The sequence below is a fragment of the Marinifilum breve genome, assembly GCF_003202155.1.
GTDB lineage: Bacteria > Bacteroidota > Bacteroidia > Bacteroidales > Marinifilaceae > Marinifilum > Marinifilum breve.
In genome coordinates, this window is record NZ_QFLI01000001.1 from 609390 (window position 1) to 629662 (window position 20273).

21 protein-coding genes are annotated in these 20273 nt (G+C 32.1%); all 21 read right to left on the minus strand.

The annotated features are described in order from the left end of the window. Nucleotides 1-606 (minus strand): sugar transferase, encoded by a 606-nt coding sequence (locus tag DF185_RS02500; protein ID WP_110359140.1) that lies wholly within the window; start codon nucleotides 604-606, stop codon nucleotides 1-3. Then, nucleotides 600-1994, minus strand: coding sequence for a hypothetical protein (locus DF185_RS02505; RefSeq protein WP_110359141.1), 1395 nt, complete (start codon nucleotides 1992-1994; stop codon nucleotides 600-602). Before DF185_RS02505 ends, DF185_RS02500 begins: the two co-directional genes overlap by 7 nt. Nucleotides 1995-2001: 7 nt before the next feature. Continuing rightward, nucleotides 2002-2430, minus strand: coding sequence for an acyltransferase (locus tag DF185_RS24035; protein WP_207784548.1), 429 nt, complete (start codon nucleotides 2428-2430; stop codon nucleotides 2002-2004). Nucleotides 2431-2449: 19 nt separating this feature from the next. Beyond that, nucleotides 2450-3676 (minus strand): glycosyltransferase family 4 protein, encoded by a 1227-nt coding sequence (locus tag DF185_RS02515; RefSeq protein ID WP_110359142.1) that lies wholly within the window; start codon nucleotides 3674-3676, stop codon nucleotides 2450-2452. Between the two features lie 85 nt (nucleotides 3677-3761). Further along, the gene (locus DF185_RS02520) at nucleotides 3762-4985 is read right to left on the minus strand and encodes an O-antigen ligase family protein (RefSeq protein WP_110359143.1); all 1224 of its coding nucleotides are present in this window, start codon (nucleotides 4983-4985) and stop codon (nucleotides 3762-3764) included. Between the two features lie 23 nt (nucleotides 4986-5008). After that, nucleotides 5009-6004: an acyltransferase family protein gene (locus DF185_RS02525; RefSeq protein WP_110359144.1), complete on the minus strand. Its 996-nt coding sequence runs from the start codon at nucleotides 6002-6004 to the stop codon at nucleotides 5009-5011. A 23-nt stretch (nucleotides 6005-6027) separates the two neighbouring features. Further along, nucleotides 6028-6984: an ATP-grasp fold amidoligase family protein gene (locus DF185_RS02530; protein ID WP_110359145.1), complete on the minus strand. Its 957-nt coding sequence runs from the start codon at nucleotides 6982-6984 to the stop codon at nucleotides 6028-6030. Beyond that, nucleotides 6965-8230 (minus strand): oligosaccharide flippase family protein, encoded by a 1266-nt coding sequence (locus tag DF185_RS02535; RefSeq protein WP_207784549.1) that lies wholly within the window; start codon nucleotides 8228-8230, stop codon nucleotides 6965-6967. Before DF185_RS02535 ends, DF185_RS02530 begins: the two co-directional genes overlap by 20 nt. A 6-nt stretch (nucleotides 8231-8236) precedes the next feature. Next, nucleotides 8237-9247, minus strand: coding sequence for a pseudaminic acid synthase (gene pseI, locus DF185_RS02540; protein ID WP_110359147.1), 1011 nt, complete (start codon nucleotides 9245-9247; stop codon nucleotides 8237-8239). Between the two features lie 9 nt (nucleotides 9248-9256). Then, nucleotides 9257-10393 carry an ATP-grasp domain-containing protein gene (locus DF185_RS02545; RefSeq protein WP_110359148.1) on the minus strand — a complete coding sequence of 379 codons (1137 nt, stop codon included), beginning with the start codon at nucleotides 10391-10393 and terminating at the stop codon, nucleotides 9257-9259. Nucleotides 10394-10407: 14 nt separating this feature from the next. Next, nucleotides 10408-11388, minus strand: coding sequence for a hypothetical protein (locus tag DF185_RS02550; protein ID WP_110359149.1), 981 nt, complete (start codon nucleotides 11386-11388; stop codon nucleotides 10408-10410). 11 nt (nucleotides 11389-11399) lie between these two features. After that, nucleotides 11400-12200, minus strand: coding sequence for a cytidylyltransferase domain-containing protein (locus DF185_RS02555; protein ID WP_110359150.1), 801 nt, complete (start codon nucleotides 12198-12200; stop codon nucleotides 11400-11402). Continuing rightward, entirely contained in the window at nucleotides 12194-12973 is a 780-nt protein-coding gene (locus DF185_RS02560) for an SDR family oxidoreductase (protein ID WP_110359151.1), read from the minus strand. Before DF185_RS02560 ends, DF185_RS02555 begins: the two co-directional genes overlap by 7 nt. Beyond that, entirely contained in the window at nucleotides 12973-13836 is an 864-nt protein-coding gene (locus DF185_RS02565; protein WP_110359152.1) for an aldo/keto reductase, read from the minus strand. Before DF185_RS02565 ends, DF185_RS02560 begins: the two co-directional genes overlap by 1 nt. Continuing rightward, the gene (gene pseC, locus DF185_RS02570; protein WP_207784550.1) at nucleotides 13829-14983 is read right to left on the minus strand and encodes a UDP-4-amino-4,6-dideoxy-N-acetyl-beta-L-altrosamine transaminase; all 1155 of its coding nucleotides are present in this window, start codon (nucleotides 14981-14983) and stop codon (nucleotides 13829-13831) included. The genes DF185_RS02565 and pseC overlap by 8 nt, the downstream gene beginning before the upstream one ends. 5 nt (nucleotides 14984-14988) lie before the next feature. After that, nucleotides 14989-16008 (minus strand): UDP-N-acetylglucosamine 4,6-dehydratase (inverting), encoded by a 1020-nt coding sequence (pseB, locus tag DF185_RS02575; RefSeq protein ID WP_110359154.1) that lies wholly within the window; start codon nucleotides 16006-16008, stop codon nucleotides 14989-14991. Nucleotides 16009-16013: 5 nt separating this feature from the next. Continuing rightward, nucleotides 16014-17063 carry an NAD-dependent epimerase gene (locus DF185_RS02580; protein ID WP_110359155.1) on the minus strand — a complete coding sequence of 350 codons (1050 nt, stop codon included), beginning with the start codon at nucleotides 17061-17063 and terminating at the stop codon, nucleotides 16014-16016. A 3-nt stretch (nucleotides 17064-17066) separates the two neighbouring features. Beyond that, nucleotides 17067-18527: a UDP-glucose 6-dehydrogenase gene (locus DF185_RS02585; RefSeq protein WP_207784551.1), complete on the minus strand. Its 1461-nt coding sequence runs from the start codon at nucleotides 18525-18527 to the stop codon at nucleotides 17067-17069. Between the two features lie 85 nt (nucleotides 18528-18612). Further along, nucleotides 18613-19719, minus strand: coding sequence for a Wzz/FepE/Etk N-terminal domain-containing protein (locus DF185_RS02590; protein ID WP_110359157.1), 1107 nt, complete (start codon nucleotides 19717-19719; stop codon nucleotides 18613-18615). Nucleotides 19720-19808: 89 nt separating this feature from the next. Further along, on the minus strand, nucleotides 19809-20102 hold the full coding sequence (locus DF185_RS02595; RefSeq protein WP_262509973.1) for a GxxExxY protein: 294 nt from the start codon (nucleotides 20100-20102) through the stop codon (nucleotides 19809-19811). After that, the gene (locus DF185_RS24145) at nucleotides 20072-20197 is read right to left on the minus strand and encodes a GxxExxY protein (RefSeq protein ID WP_207784553.1); all 126 of its coding nucleotides are present in this window, start codon (nucleotides 20195-20197) and stop codon (nucleotides 20072-20074) included. Before DF185_RS24145 ends, DF185_RS02595 begins: the two co-directional genes overlap by 31 nt. Nucleotides 20198-20273: the final 76 nt, after the last annotated feature.

Genomic DNA, 20273 nt, shown 5'->3' on the forward strand with positions numbered 1-20273 from the left:
TTATTTAGTTTTTTGATAATTTGTATCTTGATCCAGTCTCACAATGGAAAGATCAACCTGACTTTCTACACCTTCTTTTTTAACAACTTTTATAAAAGTATTAAAGAGGATTTTAATGTCTAGAATAAAGCTTTTTTCTTCAACATATTGAACATCTAAGTTCAATCGCTTTTCCCAGGTTGTATTATTTCTCCCATTAATTTGCGCCAGGCCAGTTAAGCCTGGTTTCACTTTATGTCTTGATCTATGTCTTTCTTTATAATATGGAAGGTAATCGATTAATAATGGTCTGGGGCCAACCAGACTCATCTCCCCTTTTAGTATATTTATTAAACATGGTAATTCATCAAGACTCGCATTTCGAATGAAACGTCCAAGTTTCGTAACCCTGTCTTTATTACTAACTAAACCTTTCTTTTTATTAATATCTTTCATTGATTTGAACTTATACAATGAAAATATTCTCTCATTTTTTCCAATTCTCTTTTGTTTAAAGAATGGGCCTCCAACATCAATGAATACCAAAAACGATATAATTAAAAGAATTGGAGCAAAAAACAGTAACGCTACAAGCGCTACTATAAAATCAAATATTCTTTTTAGCATAGCAATTTGTTAAATTTCTCAACATCAAAACTAGAATAGAAGGTTTCTCCTATATTTTTACCTGATCTTGAAATATAAAAATCTTTAAAATCCTCTACTTTATTTAAAATGAAAAAAGGATTTGGATCATAAATCTCATTCATTTCACAAACACATCCTCCAAAATTTATACAAGCAACGCTTTTCTTCAAACTCAGAGCTTCATAAAGTACTGATGAATTTACTCCTACAATATTTGTATATTTTCTTAAGGACAATGTTGACTCTTCACTATTATCGACTACTTTAATTCGTTCATATTGCGAAATTAGGTTAATTGTTTCCTCATCATATTTCTCTTGAGGATGTAATCGAATTTCAAATCTAATTTCAGAATCTACATTAATCATTTCAATCAAAGCAAGTACAATTTCTTTACTATAACAAGGTTCTGAAACAACAAGAATAGTTTTTTCATCGAGCTTTTCATTAGAGTTAATTCTCATACTTTCTGAGTAAGCCCAACCAATATTGCTAAGTTTTTCTATTGGGAGTCCAAATTGTTTTCCTATCCAGTTTTCTCCAAAAGTCAGAAAATAATCAGGATCAATATTTTCATCATATTTTCCGGAATACAATAATGTCCAACTATGGGTTACACCATGTTGCAATTCATAGATTTTAACTTTATTTCTTTTACATGCAGCTATAGCCGGGTAGTAAATTTCTCTATCTACCAAAAATATACTCTTAATACCCATAATCTTAACAAGAAAAGAGTAAATGCAATAACTTACATAGAATTCACCTAAGCCTATTGCCATTCTTATGAAGTCTTTCCAACTTAGTTCAAACCTATCCTTAACCTTTATATATAGTCGCCTTAAAACAACGTAATTAAATAGCATTGTAATAGGTAAAAAAAGAAGACCGAACAATTTTGATGACACTTCAATAAAATCGGTTTTAACAACTTTATCACTATTAACTCTTGGTTCCAGATGGTTTCCTGATAAATGTCTTTGAAATATAGTATACTTCTCTTTCTCTTGCATTAACTGAATTATAGGATCCGTAAACTTATCAAAGTATACATCATTTGATTTTTGCAACCTTGGGAATGCAAAAATTAAAATCTTAAACTTCTTTTGTAAAAAGATAATTTTTAAAAAAGAAATAAATGATTCTAAGAAAGACATCAATAGTTTACTCTTATTAGCCTTTTTAGTATATAAGCTATTAGTTGCAAATCCATAGTTATTGCTTAAGTATCTTTTCAAAAAAGCAAACCTGAAGATTCTCCAAAGTGGAACATTTAGAACCTTATCTTCATATAAAAGCATGTCCCGTTCTTCCTTGGCAATACCTCTTATGATTTTATCAAAGTATCTGTTAGCGTCAGAGCTCATAATAATCTTAAATTATAATTTTCCCGTTTTTAGACATTTTAATTCCAGTTTTAATCACCTTGGCTGGATTCCCTGCAACAATGCAATTGCTCTCAACATCTTTGGTTACGACCGCACCACTTGCTACAATCACATCATCACCAATTGTGATACCAGGCATTATAATTGAATTAATACCAATGAAACACCTATTTCCTATATACGTGTCAAGTTTTACACCTCTCACGTGATCATGCGATAAAATTACGGCATTATATGTCACCCATGTATACTCACCAATATGAATCCCTTTTGGATTAATACTTTTATCAAGTTTTGCTTTATGAGATATTATCGCACTTTCTGCAATATTCATCCCATAAAACTTATTCAGAAACAATGGGTAAAGCTTTGAAATGATATTCCACAGCTTTGTTCTTAAACTCTTTTTTGCCATTTTCTATCAATACTTTTCGTTAAAGAGAGTCTAACATATCACAATACTCACGACTCATTCTCTTAAATGTAAATTCATTAGTAAATCTTGTTCTGGAATGTTCTCCCATAGATTTCCAATCATATTTATCAATACTATTTAACACCTCTACTAATTGATCCACATCTGGGTCAAGTAGTACTCCATTATCATTGATCAATTCAGGGATTCCCGCAATTTTTGTAGAAATAATTGGTAAACCAGCTCTCATAGCTTCAATTATAGATATTGGCAAACCTTCGTTATAACTCATTAAAATATAAATATTTGATTTACACAGATATTTATATACATCAGCGTTGTCAACAGCACCTTTAAAATCTATATGCTTTGATAAATTATATTTATCGATTTCACTTTGCAATTCCACTCTTTCAGGTCCATCACCTAAAAAAGTAAAATGCAATTTAGATAAGACATCCTTATCGATTCTCTGCAAAGCATCAATAATTATCCTATGTCCCTTTCTTGTGTTAATTGTTCCGGCACAACAAAATCTATATTTAAATCCGTTGTTGATATCCTTTTCTACTTCAATTGTAGAAAATTCATCTTCACAAAAATCATCAATTCCATTTAAAATTACACCTGTTTTTTCTTTTTTAACAAATGGATAATACTTCAGGAAATTCTCTCGTCCATTTTCACTAATAAACATACATTTATCGACATTCTTGGCTACATAATCCTCAACATCGAGTATAAATTTGAACAGCTGAGATTTTTTTAATTTAGGGTAATAGATTTCCTCCATTTTAAGGGGAATTCCTTCGCTATGATAAAAGCAAACCGTTTTTACATTTTTGTTGGTATTTCTTTTTAAGAATAAATAGCATTCATAAGTTGAATGAAATACTACTTTATCCGGCGTACTATTTTGCTGAAAGTAATAATCCACAAGTCTCTTAACCATTAATTGACTCTTCTTGATATAAAACTTACTTAGTAAGGCCGAATGCTTCGCATTTTTTCTAAGAGAAACTTTTAATTTTTTAGTGACCTTACCAAGGTAACTTGGCTTGGCTTGAACACCTCCTATTCCGGTAGAATTCTGAGCTACAGGCGACAAATCGTCATTTGTATAAATTTTTATATCATATTTTCTTGATAGAAAATACTCTCTATTTTTAATAATGCGCTTTAATGTTCCGGCGGGACCAATAGTTGCCTTTAATGAACCAGGTCGAATTACATCAATTTTTTCCATCTAATTACTTAAACTATATTTTAATATCTTAATTGACAGTTAGATTTATACTAAGCCATCGTAATTTTATCAATTCAATTAATTCTTAATGCATTTGTGGTTTTACTTCTTTCTGATTCAGGGATAGTAACACAAATGTTATACAGATTAAAAACTGCATTTCCCACTCATAAAAAGACATCGAAAAAATGTCATGCACAAACAGGGTAACCGTTAAGGCGATAATAATTCTTGAAACAACATTATCTTTGGCAGCTTTAAAAGCTCCTCTTAACAGGATAAACACATATCTGTAATAAATAATAAAACCAACAATCCCTACATCCACTAATAGTTCTATGATGTTACTATGTGCATAGAAGTTTTTCCCCACAAATGGAGGAGTAACGTTTGACAACACCCTGTAATTGTTAATACCAATTCCTAAAATCGGATTATCTTGAAACCAATCAAGTCCATAAACAAACAACAAAAACCTTGATGAATCTTCAGCTCCTGTGCTATTTCCTGAAACTATATTTAATCCATCCATAATTCTAACCCCAACAATATTGTAGAACACCGGGATTTTCATTACTAAGAAATATGCAAAAATTAAGAATATTGAAATAGAAATAATAGCTGTTAATTTGTATTTAGATTTTAAGAATTGATTTAGAATTATAGGTAATAACAACATCACTACACCTGTTCTTGATCCGGTCAATAGAATAAATACAAGAAAGACCATTGCCAGAATGTAGTAGTAAACTTTGGAGGCATAATTCAATTTTATAAAATTGAAAATCATAAAAATTCCATACAAACAAAAAGCGAAGGAAATAGCAATCCCGTTTCCGTTAAGTCCATTCTCTGCATCACTCATTCGATCTTCGCCTAAAGATCCCAAATCAAAATAATATAGTACAAAGAGTAATAGTAGAATATTAGCAGCAACAAATACTCTCAGAATATCATATAATTTTTCAAAACTTGTAGCATACTTATATATTCCAAAAGTTAAAACAAACAGTTTAAACATTTGCATTAATGACCAGTAAGATAATATTGGCCGTAACGCCCATACCGATGTAATTGCAAAGAAGACAAATATCTGTATACCCCACCAATGATATTTTCTTAATCTAAACTTCAGTATTGAGTCGGTCATAAATCCATACAACACCATTAGTGAGCAAGGAAATAATCCAGCTACTTCGGGAACAGGTAGCATGTAAACCAAAAAATACAATAACAGTATTGTCAAGAATATTTTATCCTTTTGTGATTTTCCTGTTAATAACAATCTTATGCTTCCAATATTTTTCATTATAGAAATTTAATACTGTCGAACTAAATAACTTCTCTTACATATCTTACTCTTTTCAATAATTGTGTAAACAGCATAGACAACAAAAAAGACAAAACAAAACCAACAATCGGGAATAAGTATACGTTTACATATGACGCCAACGGAGTATGGTAATACAAATAATCTAAAATCATTTGATGAAAAATATAAATACCCATGGATAAAGTAGCAATTAGATTTACAATATATCCAACTTCGTTTCTTTTATCCAAATACATGGTTATGCCAATGAAAATCATTAAAAGGCCGAAAGTTTTAAACATTCTTAATTCAATAAAACTAATAACCTTTGTCAAAAAAGAAACCTTTTCAATATCAACATAGTGATATACCATAAATAATAGTAGGTAACTTAATAAACAAAGAATAAAAACAGATTTTCGAATTAAGAATTTCTTTAGAAAGCAAATGTTCCTATACAGGAATACTCCCAATGTAAAGAAATAGAAATATTGGAAGGAATGACCTATTCCAAAAGGAATATTCATCCAACTTTTTAATAACATTAAGAAAAATGATCCAAACAAGATCATATATATATTAATGAATTTATCTGCTAGCCAAAAGAATAAAAAGCAGAAGAATAACATTGGTAAAAACCACAAATGGTGAACTCCGCTAATTAAATTAATACAAATATCAATTATTCGTTGATGGCCAAATTCATTAAATAATAGCATATATATGAGTCCCCAAAATAGAGCTGGCAGAAATAATCTCTTTACTTTTTTCGGAATCAGTCCTTTAAATGAGTAGTCTCCTTTCTTCTTCACTTGATATGCATAAACAAATCCTGCTATAAAAGTAAATCCCTCAAGCATAAAACTATAGGTGATATTTGCAAAAAATTCGTAGAATTTGATATTAACACCTGTATACGCAACCGGAACATCCCATGATCCCCTATAGAAACAAAAAGAGTGATATAATACGAGTAAAATCGTAACTATAGCTCTAAATAGAACAATTTCTTTCATTTTTGAGATTATTTTCTTCTCGCTTAATTATTATCGATTGGCAACTTCAACATATCACCTAACTCTCTATTGAATTCTTTTGGTGTTATGAAATCAAAACCAGCTCCATCGAAGAATGTTAATTCTCCTATGTATAATTTACCATCAACATGATATACATCTATTCTAATCTGATATTCAAAATCTTTTGCCAATGTTTTTACCATGTCCAACATTTCTTCTCTTACCTCTTCATCTGGTAAAATCAGTTCTTTTATCACATTAGGATAACCCATAGAATGCTCTTCACTGTAAGGTTCAAATCGATCATTCAAAATCCTGGCCCTTTTGAATCCTTCAGTACCAATTTGATAAACATCTATGATTTTTAACTCTCCATTAAAACAGTGAAACTTATATTCCTGCAGTTTATAGTCTTCACCCTTACTTTGCAAGAATGCCTCAACCATAAACCAACGCTTTTTAATACTCTTATATGGCCATTCCCTGTTTGACCAAAAAATATTAACTGAATTAAGTCTTCCCTTATAATACTGTCTCAATTCATTCCAATTCTCATTTTCTTTATCCTGAATAATCTTGTACGAATTATTATCATGGCTACATTTAATTACGCATGGAACAGATGGTATATTTTCCTTAGTAATTTCTTTATAATTTTCAGTACTAAAATAAAGAGGTATTAAATACTTATCCGTTCCGAGTTTTTCTGATACGTACTCACGAACCAACATTTTATCTGCACAGTTAGTATACCATGATTTTCTATCATTTAATTTTAACCATTGCAATTTTTCTGAAAATGTCTTAGGATTTTTTATATCTAAATCATATCCCCATATCTTTTTAAATTTCCTTTCAATAGCAACTTTATCAGGAACTAAGTAATGAAATAACAAATGATATAAAACTTTTGCCGGATATAGTAAAATACTGAATATGATATTGGATTGTGATAGTTTACTTAACTTTTCTTTCATTTTTGATAATTTTATTTGATTTTAACAATCGGTAAACAAATTCGGCTAAATAAGCAATTAACGCAACAAGAACCATTGAAGTTACAGTCATATAGTCCATGTAATAAAATATTGCCAAACTGGAACAATATCCTATTGTTGTTACAATTATACTATATAATATGTATTTATTATATCCTAGTGCTATCATCAGGTTGGATGCGATAAAACCACTTACTGCTAACACAACCGGTACAATCAAGAATAATCTTATTGGCAAGAGATCGATTGATTCATTCATAAAAAATCGAACGATATAATCTAAAAATAGATTTGTACCTAGAACCAGGAATAGTGTCACTCCAAGAGATATTAACAAGCCTTGATTAAATAATTTTATATCCTTTTTCTTCGCAATTTTTGGAAATAATACAGTGGCTATAATTCCGGAAGGTTTAGCAAGAATTCTAACTAATTTAGCTCCCAAATCATATATTGTAACCTCAGACATCCCAATTAGTTGACCAATAAAAATGTAACTCAATTTATCTTTTACTGTACAGATTACATCAGTATATACAATAGGTAAGGCATCCTTCACATAGTATTTCATTTTGACGATATCAGGTTTGACAAAAGATATATGATACTTTTTTACTATAATGTATAACGATACTATACCTCCAATGAAATACCCTATAGAAGAAAATAAGGGGACAAATATATAATCCTTCTTCTCTGTGACAAAGATGAAAATCAGAATTATAAAAATTGACCTTATTAATATGTTTATGACAACAATTGACTTCATTCTCTCAATACCTTGAAAAAAGAATTGTGGGAACAAAAGTTCATTAAAAGTTAAACCATAAGAGAATAGAAATAACCAAAAATGCTGTCTATATGAATCTACACCATAAATAACACCCAAAAATATTACGAACGCTCCTCCCCATAGTATTAGCCTTGTAACGAGAATGGAACTCATTATTTCAGATAGCATTTGTCTATCGTCTCTGTAAATTGAAACATGTCTCGCACTTACACTTTTAAAACCAAAATCTACAATAACAGAACAATAGCTAGCTACAATTTGAGCAGTAATTACAATACCATACAATTCAGAACCAAGAACTCTTATTAAATATGGATAAGTAATAAGAGGGATTATCATTAAAAATATTTGCAATAAGGTAATGAATGAGAAATTCTCAAAAATCACCTTATTTTTCAAATAAATATCTTTTAGTTTCTTTAATATACTCACCGCAGATTATATAATATCATCACTCGATAAACGATCACCTTTTGTTCTATTATGCTTAAATTTCTTTCCTAAAATCTCATTTAAGCATTTAGGATGCATTCCAAATCCCGGCCTTACAGATCGCACATTTTGATCTGTTAAAATATCTCCTTCTTTTACATCTTCAGCTATATAAAGCGATCTTGAAAACTCTCTTCCAGATTCCATTTTTTCTGTCAAATCATAGGATACCTGCCCAAGCGCCAGCTCAGCCATCCTAACAGCATCTACCATTTCTGTAAATTCTTTTTCATCAAGAGAAAATGAAGCGTCAGGCCCGCCAACTTCCTTGTCCAGAATAAAGTGTTTCTCAATAACAGTAGCACCTAATGCAACAGCTACAACGGGAGTTACAGTACTCATGGTGTGATCTGAAAGTCCGGTTTTAACATTAAACCTTTCCTTCATATCCTTTATCATGACAAGATTGGCCTCTTCTATTGGTGCAGGATAAGAAGAAGTACATTTCAAAATAGTTATATCATTGTTTCCAACATTTCTACACGTATCTATAGCTAATTGAATATCCTTATCTGTTGCTATACCAGTAGAAATAATAATTGGCTTCATTGTTTTCGCAGTATATTCTATTAATGGAATATCCGTTATTTCAAATGAAGCGATTTTATAAATAGGATTATCTAACTCCTCCAACAAATCAACTGCGGTTTTATCAAAAGGAGATGATAAGCAAACTAAGCCTTCTTGGTAAGCTGCTTCAAATATATCTTTATGCCATTCCCATGGTGTATACGCCTCTTTATATAAATCGTGTAAATACTTTCCATCCCAAATGGTACCTTGAGTAATCTTAAAATCTTCCTTTTTGCAATCTAGAGTAATTGTATCTGCAGTATAAGTTTGGAGCTTGATAGCATCTGCACCTGAACGTTTTGCTGCCTTAACAGTCTCTAAAGCAATCTCCTTACTCCCATTATGATTTGCAGATAATTCCGCTATAATAAATACTTTATTCATTTTAAACTGCTAATTAATTTTTATTAATAAATCAGATAATTTATCATGATTATCCGCACTCAAAATTATAAAACCCATTCTATCTAATGAATTCTCAATCTCTCTATTGTGAAAATCCTTCACACAACTTTCACTTACATAAGAAGAATAATTTTCAATAAAATCTGTGGAATTATTATAATTATCTCCATTTATAAACTGTACCGCGGCAATGGAATCATTACTATTGATTATAGAAATTTCATTACCAAGGCTTACATTAATTAAATTGCCTAACATATCAATTCCTGTAGCAAGTGGCACCAAATTCGATGTAATGTAATCTCCTCCTAAACGACAAGCTATTTCAATAATAAAGACACCTTTCGCATTTAATTTTAATTCTACGTGACAAGGACAGTTATCTACGTTTAACTTATTTAACAAGTTAAGAACGGTAGTTTTAATTAACGATTCATCATCCTCTCTTAATAATGCTGGTAATATATGTGCACTTTCAACAAAATAAGAGTCATTCCCTTGAATTAATCTCTTCTCTGTAATAGCAATAATATTATGCTGTCCGTTTTGCGAAAACGTTTCGATGCTATATTCGTTTCCCTCTATGTACTCTTCAATTAAGACACCTCCATTTTTAGAGAATTCTTTACTTATTGGGTATTGATCTTGTAATTCAGTAAAGTCCTTTACTTTTCTAACTCCACGACTTGCTGAAGAATCAACAGGCTTAATAATCAATGGAAACCTATCAATCCCCACTAACTCCTTCTCACTTGAAATCAGCTGATAAAAAGGAGATGGGATATTGTTTTCTTTAAAAAACTGGCGCTGGATATACTTATTGGTACAGGTAGTAGCGACACTAGTACTCATTGATTTCAATTTTAACTCTTCACTAACCTTAGCAACAATTTTTACCGGATAGTCCGAAGTTGTTAAAATTCCATCAATCTGATATTTTTTTGCAGCACTTAAAACAGCGTCAAAATCAATCGTACTAATTTCCAGTGTTAAATCTGCATATTTAAAGCCAGGTGCGTTGGGATCATAGTCTGCTACTATAGTATATAATCCCATATCTCTTGACTTTCTAATGATCGGAACCTGCATTTCGCCTGCTCCAAGAATTAAAATCCTTTTACTCATAATCCAATCCTATTTTAATTAAAGGAATTCAATATTCTAAAAACACCTTTTGTATCAATTGGTTGCTTTCTTCTGGACATAAAACAGTCAGAACAATCGAGGTGCTTACTTATTGACTCATTCACTCTTTCCAATAAGTTACTGTCGTTCCATTTCCCAGCAAATTGCAACATAGAATACTCTTTCCATTTCTTGAGCTCATCGTGCTGGTTTTCTATCAACTCTATTGCGATAATTGACAAGCCCATGGCGTAAAGTTCATATAGTGTTTGTCCTCCTCCTGAAATTGCAAAATCAGATTGTGCCATAATTTCACACATTTCCTCTTCATTAGGAGAAAAGTACATATCAACATTATCCATCTTCAAATCCTGAAACTCACTAATATTCTCAAATGAAGGACCAATCACTACATTGATATGTAAATATGGAAAATTACATTTTATAGAAGAAAGTAGACTAGACGACAATTTACGAATATCTGATCCTCCCATTGTTATTAAGAGAGAATTATAACTATTTCTTCCTTCTGTTGCGACATTCCAAAATGGTTTCCTTAAAGCTAAATAAGTAGTCCCTAATAAATAAGTATTTGTTTTTTCTTTGTTACTGTAACAACTTAAATATTCAGCACCTAATGACCAATCAACTATTGTCGTATCGGTATAGTTTAACCGAAGGAAGTCTTCTATAATTAAAACTTTAACTCCACAACTTGATAAAAGATCTGCATCCATTTGACTCAAATAATAAGAGTCAACAATTATAGCACTGGATTTGGAAATATTCTCCAGGATTTCAGACAAATTACTATGCCAATCCTTAAAGAATACTTTTCTATTTCCAATTAATTTATCAACACTTCTATCTCCTTGTATGACAAATGCAACATCATCCCCTTGTTGCTCAATTGCATCGTAAAATGAAATACAACGAGCAACATGGCCTAAACCATATTTGCCTCCTCCTTCAGTTAAGATTATATATCGCAACACAAGTAATTAGTTTAAATTAAATCCTTCAAAGCACGACTCGATTCATACATTTCTAATTCATTTAAAAGATTTACAGCTTCCCTAAATTCATCTTCTTTCTTGTCAAATATTCTCTTTTGATAATTTTTATTAATATCAAGCAACCAAGGATATTCTTTAACATATGACTTCAAATCACTAAATGTAAAATCTCTATTTAGGTTGGAAAATAATAAATTCAAAAAAGCATAATCAGATGGATAATCCATAGTCACTCGAATTTTATCTTCAAGCTGATCTTCAAAATATACCGTTTTTTTATTTAACTTATCTATTTTATCAAAGTATAATGTAACATGTTCTCGATCAGATTTCTCTGAAGCATCCAAGAAAGCAATCTCAAGAGTTTCAAACGTCATTATTTCAAAGTTCATCCCCAAAGGTAATCCCTCTGTAATAGTAAAATCATACTGACCATTAACATGTATATTAATTAAATTTTGAAGTATATTATAATCTACACATGGATTATCTCCAGTTAAACGAACAATATGTTTGAATCCATATTGCTTAGCCGCATAATAATAACGCTCTAAAACATCCTTTTCACTACCTCTAAAAACTCTCTTATACTTATTAGCAATTATATCATCCTTTGGAGAGTCTGTTGTTGCAATAATGGTTTTAACTCCTGCAATTTTTTCACATCTACTTTGAATATGATCTAGCACACTTGTACCTGAATTGACAGGCAGCTCTAATAATATTTTTCCTGGAAGCCTAGATGAATTATTTCGAGCCTGGATAATTATACCTACTCTATAATCTACCATACAGTCCAGCCTCCATCCACTGCTATATTTTGTCCTGTTACGAAAGATGATGCATTTGAACTTAGGAAGTTTATAACACCCATTAAATCTTCTGGCTTTCCAATTCTACCAGAAGGGTTAGAATCTTTCAAATTATTAATAAATCCTTCACTCGCTTGTACTTGACTTGATGGAAATGGACCCGGCGAAACAGAATTAACATTAATATTATACTTTGCTAAGTAAACAGCGTAATATTTTGTCATTTGTATCACACCTGCTTTAGACACTCCATAATTAGGCGGGTTAGTGAATCGTTCAAAATTTTTATAAATTTTAAAATTAGGCGGTACCATTCCATACATAGAGGCAATGTTAATTATTTTTCCACTCATATTTCTCTTCATAAATGGAATTACTTCTCTAATACACCTAAAGACACTATTTAAAGTTCCATCAACTCCAGTTTCCCATTCATGGTCTGTCATGTTTTCTGCATCATTTGCCAATAAATACACACCATTATTAACCAAAATATCAATATTTTGATATTTATCACCTATTCTTTCAAAACAGGTTTTAATACTCGCAGTTTCTTCTAAATTAATTTCTTCAAAATATATATTCTTAGTTTCTCCGAATACCTCAGCGAACTTATTTTCGTTTCTACCCGCAACTATAACTTTAGAACCAGCATGCAATAATGCTTTACATATAGCTTGCCCTAAATGTCCATAGCCTCCTGTAACTACTGCAATTTTATTAGACAAGTTAAATAATTCAAATTTTTCCATTATAATTTCCAGTTTACTGGTGATAAAATCTTCTCATCATAAACTTCCAACTCAATAAGATCATTTAATAAATCTTCAGAATATTTATAATCTGATAGTATTGATAGATTTCTTTGTAAATCTTTCAAGCTATTTATCCCAACAATAATCTTATCAATATTAGTATGCAACAAACCAAACCATAAACAAATATGGGCAATTGAGAGTGAGTACTTTTCGCTTATCTTGTGCAATAACCTTATTTTATTTTTAACTGGTAAAAAGTGATCTGGCAGCTTATTTTCTTCCATAAAAAATAACCCCTGCAGAAATATACTTCGAACATGCACCTCTACCGACATATTTTTCAATAATTTAAAGTAACTTTCGAAACGTCTGTCAAAAATATTAAATGGCACTTGCACAATGTCAAAACACACACTTTTTTTAATTAACCAGTCAATTTGATCAGGTGAATAAAGAGAAAACCCTATTTTTTTAACTACCCCATCTTCCTTAAGTTTAGTTGCAGCTATCCAAAGATCTTCATTCTCCTTAAAATCATTAAAATTATGAAACAAGAGTCCATAAAGCTTATTACTTTTAAGATGAAATAGTGAATCTTTAACCTTAGTATTAAATTCTTCGATTGATTTTGCAGTTATCTTCGTTACAACATCAAAGCTTTTAACAAACTCATTCGTACAATCACCAATTACAGCCTCACTATCACCATAATCCCGAGCAGTATCTAAACAATTTATACCATTCAATGATGCACAATTTAGAATTTCTTTTACAGTTGTAATACTAGGTTTTCCCAGAGTATTGTTTACGCCATAATCTAAACCAAATTGTACTGTACCGATACCAAACCTACTCATCAATAAACTCCTTTATCTTTTCAATAACATAATTCTGCTCATCAATTGACAAAGTTGGAAACATTGGAAGAGCAAGACAGTTTTCATAGTATTTTTCAACAACTGGTAAATCACCCTTCTTCCAACCGAACTTTTTATAATAAGGTTGTAAATGAACTGGACTATATAGGACTTGTGAAAATATGTTATTTTCTCTTAGATGATTATATAATCCTTTCCTATCCTCTATTTGAATTACATATAAGTGATAAGCATGAAGTGTGTTATCATGAACAAATGGAGTTGTGATTTTAGATTCTTTGAAAGCCTCATTATACTTTAATGCAATCTCATTTCTTTTCCTAACTCCTTCATTAGCTCTTTCCAACTGTGAAACGCCTAGTGCTGCTTGAATATCACTCAATCTATAATTGTAACCCAATTCCTGCATTTCATAGTACCAACCACCATGATTTTCGTTTAGAAGTTCTGGATCCTTTGTAATACCATGTGTTCTTAATAAGCAAATTTTCTCGTATAACTCTTTGTTATTCGTTGTAATCATTCCTCCTTCTCCTGTGGCAATGTGTTTAACAGGATGGAATGAAAAAATATGCAAATCAGCATAGGCACCATTACCACACTTTTGCTGAACTTTTTGGGAGTCTTCAAAATATCCTCCCGGAGCATGACAAGCATCCTCAATTATCCAAAGCTTATACTTGTTTGCAATACTTCTTAACCTTTCAACATTTATCGGATATCCAGCAAAATCTACAGGAATCACCCCTTTATATGTACCTACTGGCACTGATGCCAATTTTTCCTCCAATTTATCCAAATCCATCAAATAGGTATGAGGATCAATATCCACAAAATCCACCTCTCCATCACAGTATCTAATACAATTGGCGCTAGCAGCAAATGTTAAAGGAGTAGTTATTACTTTGTCTCCTTTTTGAACATTCATGGCCATAGTACAAAGATGCAAAGCTGCCGTTCCATTGGAAACAGCAATTGCATACTTTGAACCAACATATTCAGCAAAACGTTCTTCAAACTCCTTAACTTTTGGTCCCTGAGTTAAAAAATCAGATTGTAGTGTTTCTACAACCGCATCAATATCTTCTTGTGAAATATATTGCCTTCCGTAAGAAATAGGTCTCATAACTATTATTTAGCAACTTTAAAATCAGGATCTACAAATTCTACAATTTTTTTTCTAAGTGTTTCAATTGTTTCCCATTCTGTATTTGTACCTGAATTGTATTTAAAACCAAATGGAACCTCTGTTGCATTGTGGTGTTTTAAATAATCTTCTCTCTTATGACTAAATGATACTGATGGTAAAATTGCATAGTATTTACCCAAGTCAATAGTATTCATTGAATCAGTTTCTGTAATCATTTCTTCATGCAATTTTTCACCAGGTCTAATTCCAACAATTTTTGTTTCGCATTCAGGAGCTACAGCTGTTGCCACATCTGTAATTTTATAAGATGGAATTTTAGGTATAAAAATCTCACCGCCTAAATGATTTTGAATCGCAAACATTACCAAATCAACTCCAGCTTGTAAAGAAATATTAAAACGAGTCATTTCTTCGTGTGTAATTGGAAGTACACCTTCCGATCTCTTTCCTAAAAAGAATGGAATTACAGAACCACGAGATCCCATTACATTACCGTAACGTACTGCAGAAAATCGAATATCTCGAGATCCTTTCATATTATTGGCCGCAGTAAACAACTTATCCGAGGTTAATTTTGTAGCACCATATAAATTAATTGGAGCACAAGCTTTATCCGTAGATAATGCTACTACATCCTTCACATTAGCAGCCAATGCCGCATCAATTACATTTTGTGCACCATGAACATTAGTCTTGATACATTCATCTGGATTGTATTCTGCAGTATCCACTTGCTTAATAGCTGCAGCATGTATAATTACATCAATCCCCTCACAAGCCCTTTTTAATCTTTCTCCATCACGGATATCTCCAATAAAAAAACGCAATTGTGGAAATTGATTGGCAGGATATTTTTGTTTTAATTCAAATTGCTTTAACTCATCTCTGGAGTAAATCACAATTCTTTTAACTTCAGGATAGCGATTTAAGATTGTTTCTACAAATTTTTTCCCAAACGATCCAGTACCACCAGTAATTAAAACGGATTTTTTATTAAGCATTTTATTTAATTTTTATAATTTTTAAACCAAGTAATAAATTTAGTTACGCCATCTACAAGATCTGTATTAGGCATGTAATTAACTGTACTGCTCAAATATTCAGTATTTGCATAAGTACATTTCACATCACCATCTTGCATAGGCATAAAGTTCTTTTGAGCAATTTTTTCTAAACTTGTTTCCATAATAGATATAAAATCCATTAAATCTACAGGTTTAGAATTACCGATATTAAATACCTCTGCTTTTGGATCATTTTTAGGCAAAACAGAAATACAACGAACCACCCCTTCTACAATATCATCAATATAAGTGAAATCACGCTTCATATCTCCATTGTTAAATACTTTAATTGGTTCACCTTTAGTAATCGCATTAGCAAATAACATGGGAGCCATGTCAGGTCTACCCCAAGGTCCATAAACCGTAAAGAAACGTAAACCTGTTGTTGGAAGCTCATACAAATGACTATAAGTATAAGCCATTAGTTCATTGCTCTTTTTCGTTGCCGCATATAGGCTTACAGGATGGTCAACTCGATCATCTTCTGAAAAAGGGATTTTTGAATTAGCCCCATAAACTGACGAACTAGATGCATATATCAAATGTTCAATTTTATAATGACGACAACACTCTAAGATATTCACAAAACCAACCACATTAGACTGTACATAGGCGTGTGGATTTTCCAAAGAGTAACGTACACCAGCTTGCGCAGCCAAATTTACAACGTGGGAAAAGTTTTGTTCTTCAAAAAGATTTTCCATTTTTGGAAGATCTGTTATGTCAATTTTTAAAAATTGGTACTTCTCATGTTTTGTACTCCTTACATAAGCAAGAGTTCCTTCATCCGAAGACTCGAATTCAGGATGACAATCCAAATTCTCTACCTCAGTTCTAGAAATTCCAGACTCATTTAATCTGGCATATTTTAGATTAATATCGTAGTAGTCATTGATGTTATCAATTCCAACTACTTCATGCCCCTCTTTCATCAATGCTTCCACCAAATGGAAACCAATAAAACCAGCTGCTCCTGTAACCAATATTTTCATTCCCTACTTTCCTTTACCAATATTGTATACATCAAAACCAATTGCATCCAACTGATCCTTATCTACAATGTTTCTACCATCGAAAACAAATGCTGGTTTTAACATATCATTATATACTTTTTCCCAGTCATAAGTTTTAAACTCATCCCATTCCGTTAAGATCGCAATGGCATGAGCTGATTGCATAGTATTGTACGGATCTTTATGAACCGTTACTAAAGAACGAATTTCCTCCATAGACATGATTTCGCCTTGTTCTACATACTGACCAACACGATGAGTTTGTAAATATTCCAAATCCGCAAAAATTTGTTCTTCAGATACCTTAGGATCATAAACATGAATTTCAGCACGATCTTGTAACAATTCATCTGCAATATACATAGCAGCGGTTTCACGCGTATCATTTGTATCCTTTTTAAATGCCCAACCCAAGAAGGCAATTTTCTTACCTGAAACAGTATTAAATAATGAATCAATAATATTCTTAGAAAAACGATGTTTCTGATAGTCATTCATTTTAATTACTTGCTCCCAATAATCCGCTACCTCACGTAAATTGAAATGACGACAAAGATAAACCAAATTTAAAATGTCTTTTTGGAAACAAGATCCTCCAAAGCCAACTGATGATTTTAAGAATTTTGCCCCTATACGGGAATCTTTTCCAATGGCTCGTGCAATTTCATCTACATCCGCACCTGTCTTCTCACATAAGGCTGAAATGGCGTTGATGGAAGAAACACGTTGTGCCAGGAATGCATTGGCAGTTAATTTCGACAATTCAGAAGACCACACACGTGTGGTAACGATATTTTCACGAGGCACCCAATTCAAATATATATCGACAAGTGATTGAACCGCAGCTTCACCTCGTTCCGTCTGTTCACCACCAATTAGGAATCGATCAGGATTATGAAGATCTTGAATCGCTGTTCCTTCAGCTAGAAATTCAGGACTTGACAAAATATCGAAATTTACACCATTACCTGTTGAGTGTAAAATAGTACGAAGTGCTTCCGCTGTACGAACAGGAAGAGTAGACTTCTCCACGATAATCTTATCATTTTTAGCTACTTGAGCAATCTGACGGGCACATAATTCAATAAATTTTAGATCCGCAGCCATACCTTTTCCAACACCATAGGTTTTGGTCGGAGTATTGACTGAAATAAAAATCATATCTGCCTCGTCAATTCCTTTTTCAACATCCGTTGAAAAGAAAAGATTTCGACCGCGAGCGTCTCTAATAACATCAGCAAGTCCTGGTTCATAAATTGGCAATTTATCGAGATTAGCATCATTCCAATCCGCTATGCGCTGCGCATTTAAATCTACTACATTTACATTAATATGGGGACACCTTTGAGCTATGACAGCCATAGTTGGACCACCTACATAACCTGCACCTATACAGCAGATATTTTTAATTGACTTTACTTCGTTCATTTTATTAGAATGCATCTATGTTATTTATGTCTTTAATCTTTGAATTTGATCACGTTACAACACTCTTCACGCAATAGGCTGAAATCATATAGTCGACAAACTAATTGTCATTATTCCACTGCAACTTAATCTTACCATAAAACTCTTTCCAAAACACCATCCCAATTCCAATAATTCCTCCAAACATTGTCCAAATTATTAAAATCAATGGTCTATTGGGACTTGCTTTGTCAATTGGTACAGTAACTGGCTCAACCACTGTAAAAACTGGTGTATCCTCTTCAACTTGTATTTTTTGACTTTCTAATTGCTTGGCTAATTCTGAATATACACCATATATCAAATTATACTCAGCTTTTAACCTATCTAATTCTGTTTGAGCAGTAGCAGTACTTACATTTTTGTTTCTATCAATAAACTGAGCCAAATTTCGTTGTGCTTTTCTAGCTTCCTCTTCCTTCTCTGTATAACGCTTTTCTATAAAAGATAATTGATCCTTTGCCTTTTGAATTTTAAATTCAGTTATAGTTTCTTGCAGCAACTCCTGAGCTTTATTAGCCAGTTCTGCTGCTGCTTTAGCCTCAGGCATCCTAGCAGTAAGAGCAATGTATCCCTCTTTATCATTAATATCAATTTTTACTTGCTCATTCAATGTTTTAATCAGACCATTTTCCTTTCGGGATATAGTCAAAAGTTCACATTTTTCATCTTGCTTCTCAATACTCTTACCCCTAATTGCTTTTATTATAAGCTTAGGTAAACCAATTGTATATTTTTTTAAGTAGCCAAACACTCCTGGCTTATAAATCTCCTCATAATAATGTGAAAATGTAACTTTTTCGTTTTGCCCCTCAATTGAAAGTGGTGTCTTCATCATTTCCTTTTGAAAAGGAATACTATTCACAACTCTTGGATAAAGCATTGGAGGAATATCGGATCCTCCTCCAATCGAACCAAGGTTAATTCCTGCCATTGCAGCTAACCCTCCTAAACTTCCTCCTAATTTGGATCCACCTTCTGCCGATTGCGGTACCATGGTACATGAGGCTGTGTATTCTTTTTCTGAGAAGATGGCCACGAATAGGCCAATGAGCATAAAGATGATAGTCGTTTTGATGACGGTCTTTCTGCCCTCCCATAGGGTTTTGGCCAATGCGATTAGGTCGATTTCGTCGTCTGCCTGAGTTATATTTTTTTGTTCTTGCATACTTTGTATTCTATGATTGCGCGGATTTTAAAATTGATTTCGCGGATGGGGCGTTTTCATATTTAATCGGCGTCCTTAGTTATTTTTTATTACTTATTTATTGTATTGATGAATCGTTTGTATTTTAGAGAGCTTTCACCAAAATTAATTAACAGTCCTAAATGATATTTAGTCGCTTTTAAATAATTAATTATTTGCTGTTCATCAATCTTCAATAAACAAGATTTACTTTTTATTTCTACTATAATCGAATCAAAGCAGACAAAATCCGCTTTAAAATATTTGTTCATTTTTTGACCGTCATAAAAGAGCTCTATCTTTTTCTCTTTCACAAACGGAATTTTTCTTTTTTCTAATTCTTTTGCCAATGCTTCAGAACACACACACTCTCCAAGAAGCCAACACCTAAATTCCTATGAACCGTCATGCACGCCCCAATAATACTGTAGGTTTTATCTGCTTCAATCAATTTCGACATCCGTGAAATCCGTTTTTATCCGTGTAATCTATTTCATTAGTGTAATCCATACCATAGAGATCCCTCGACAGGCTCG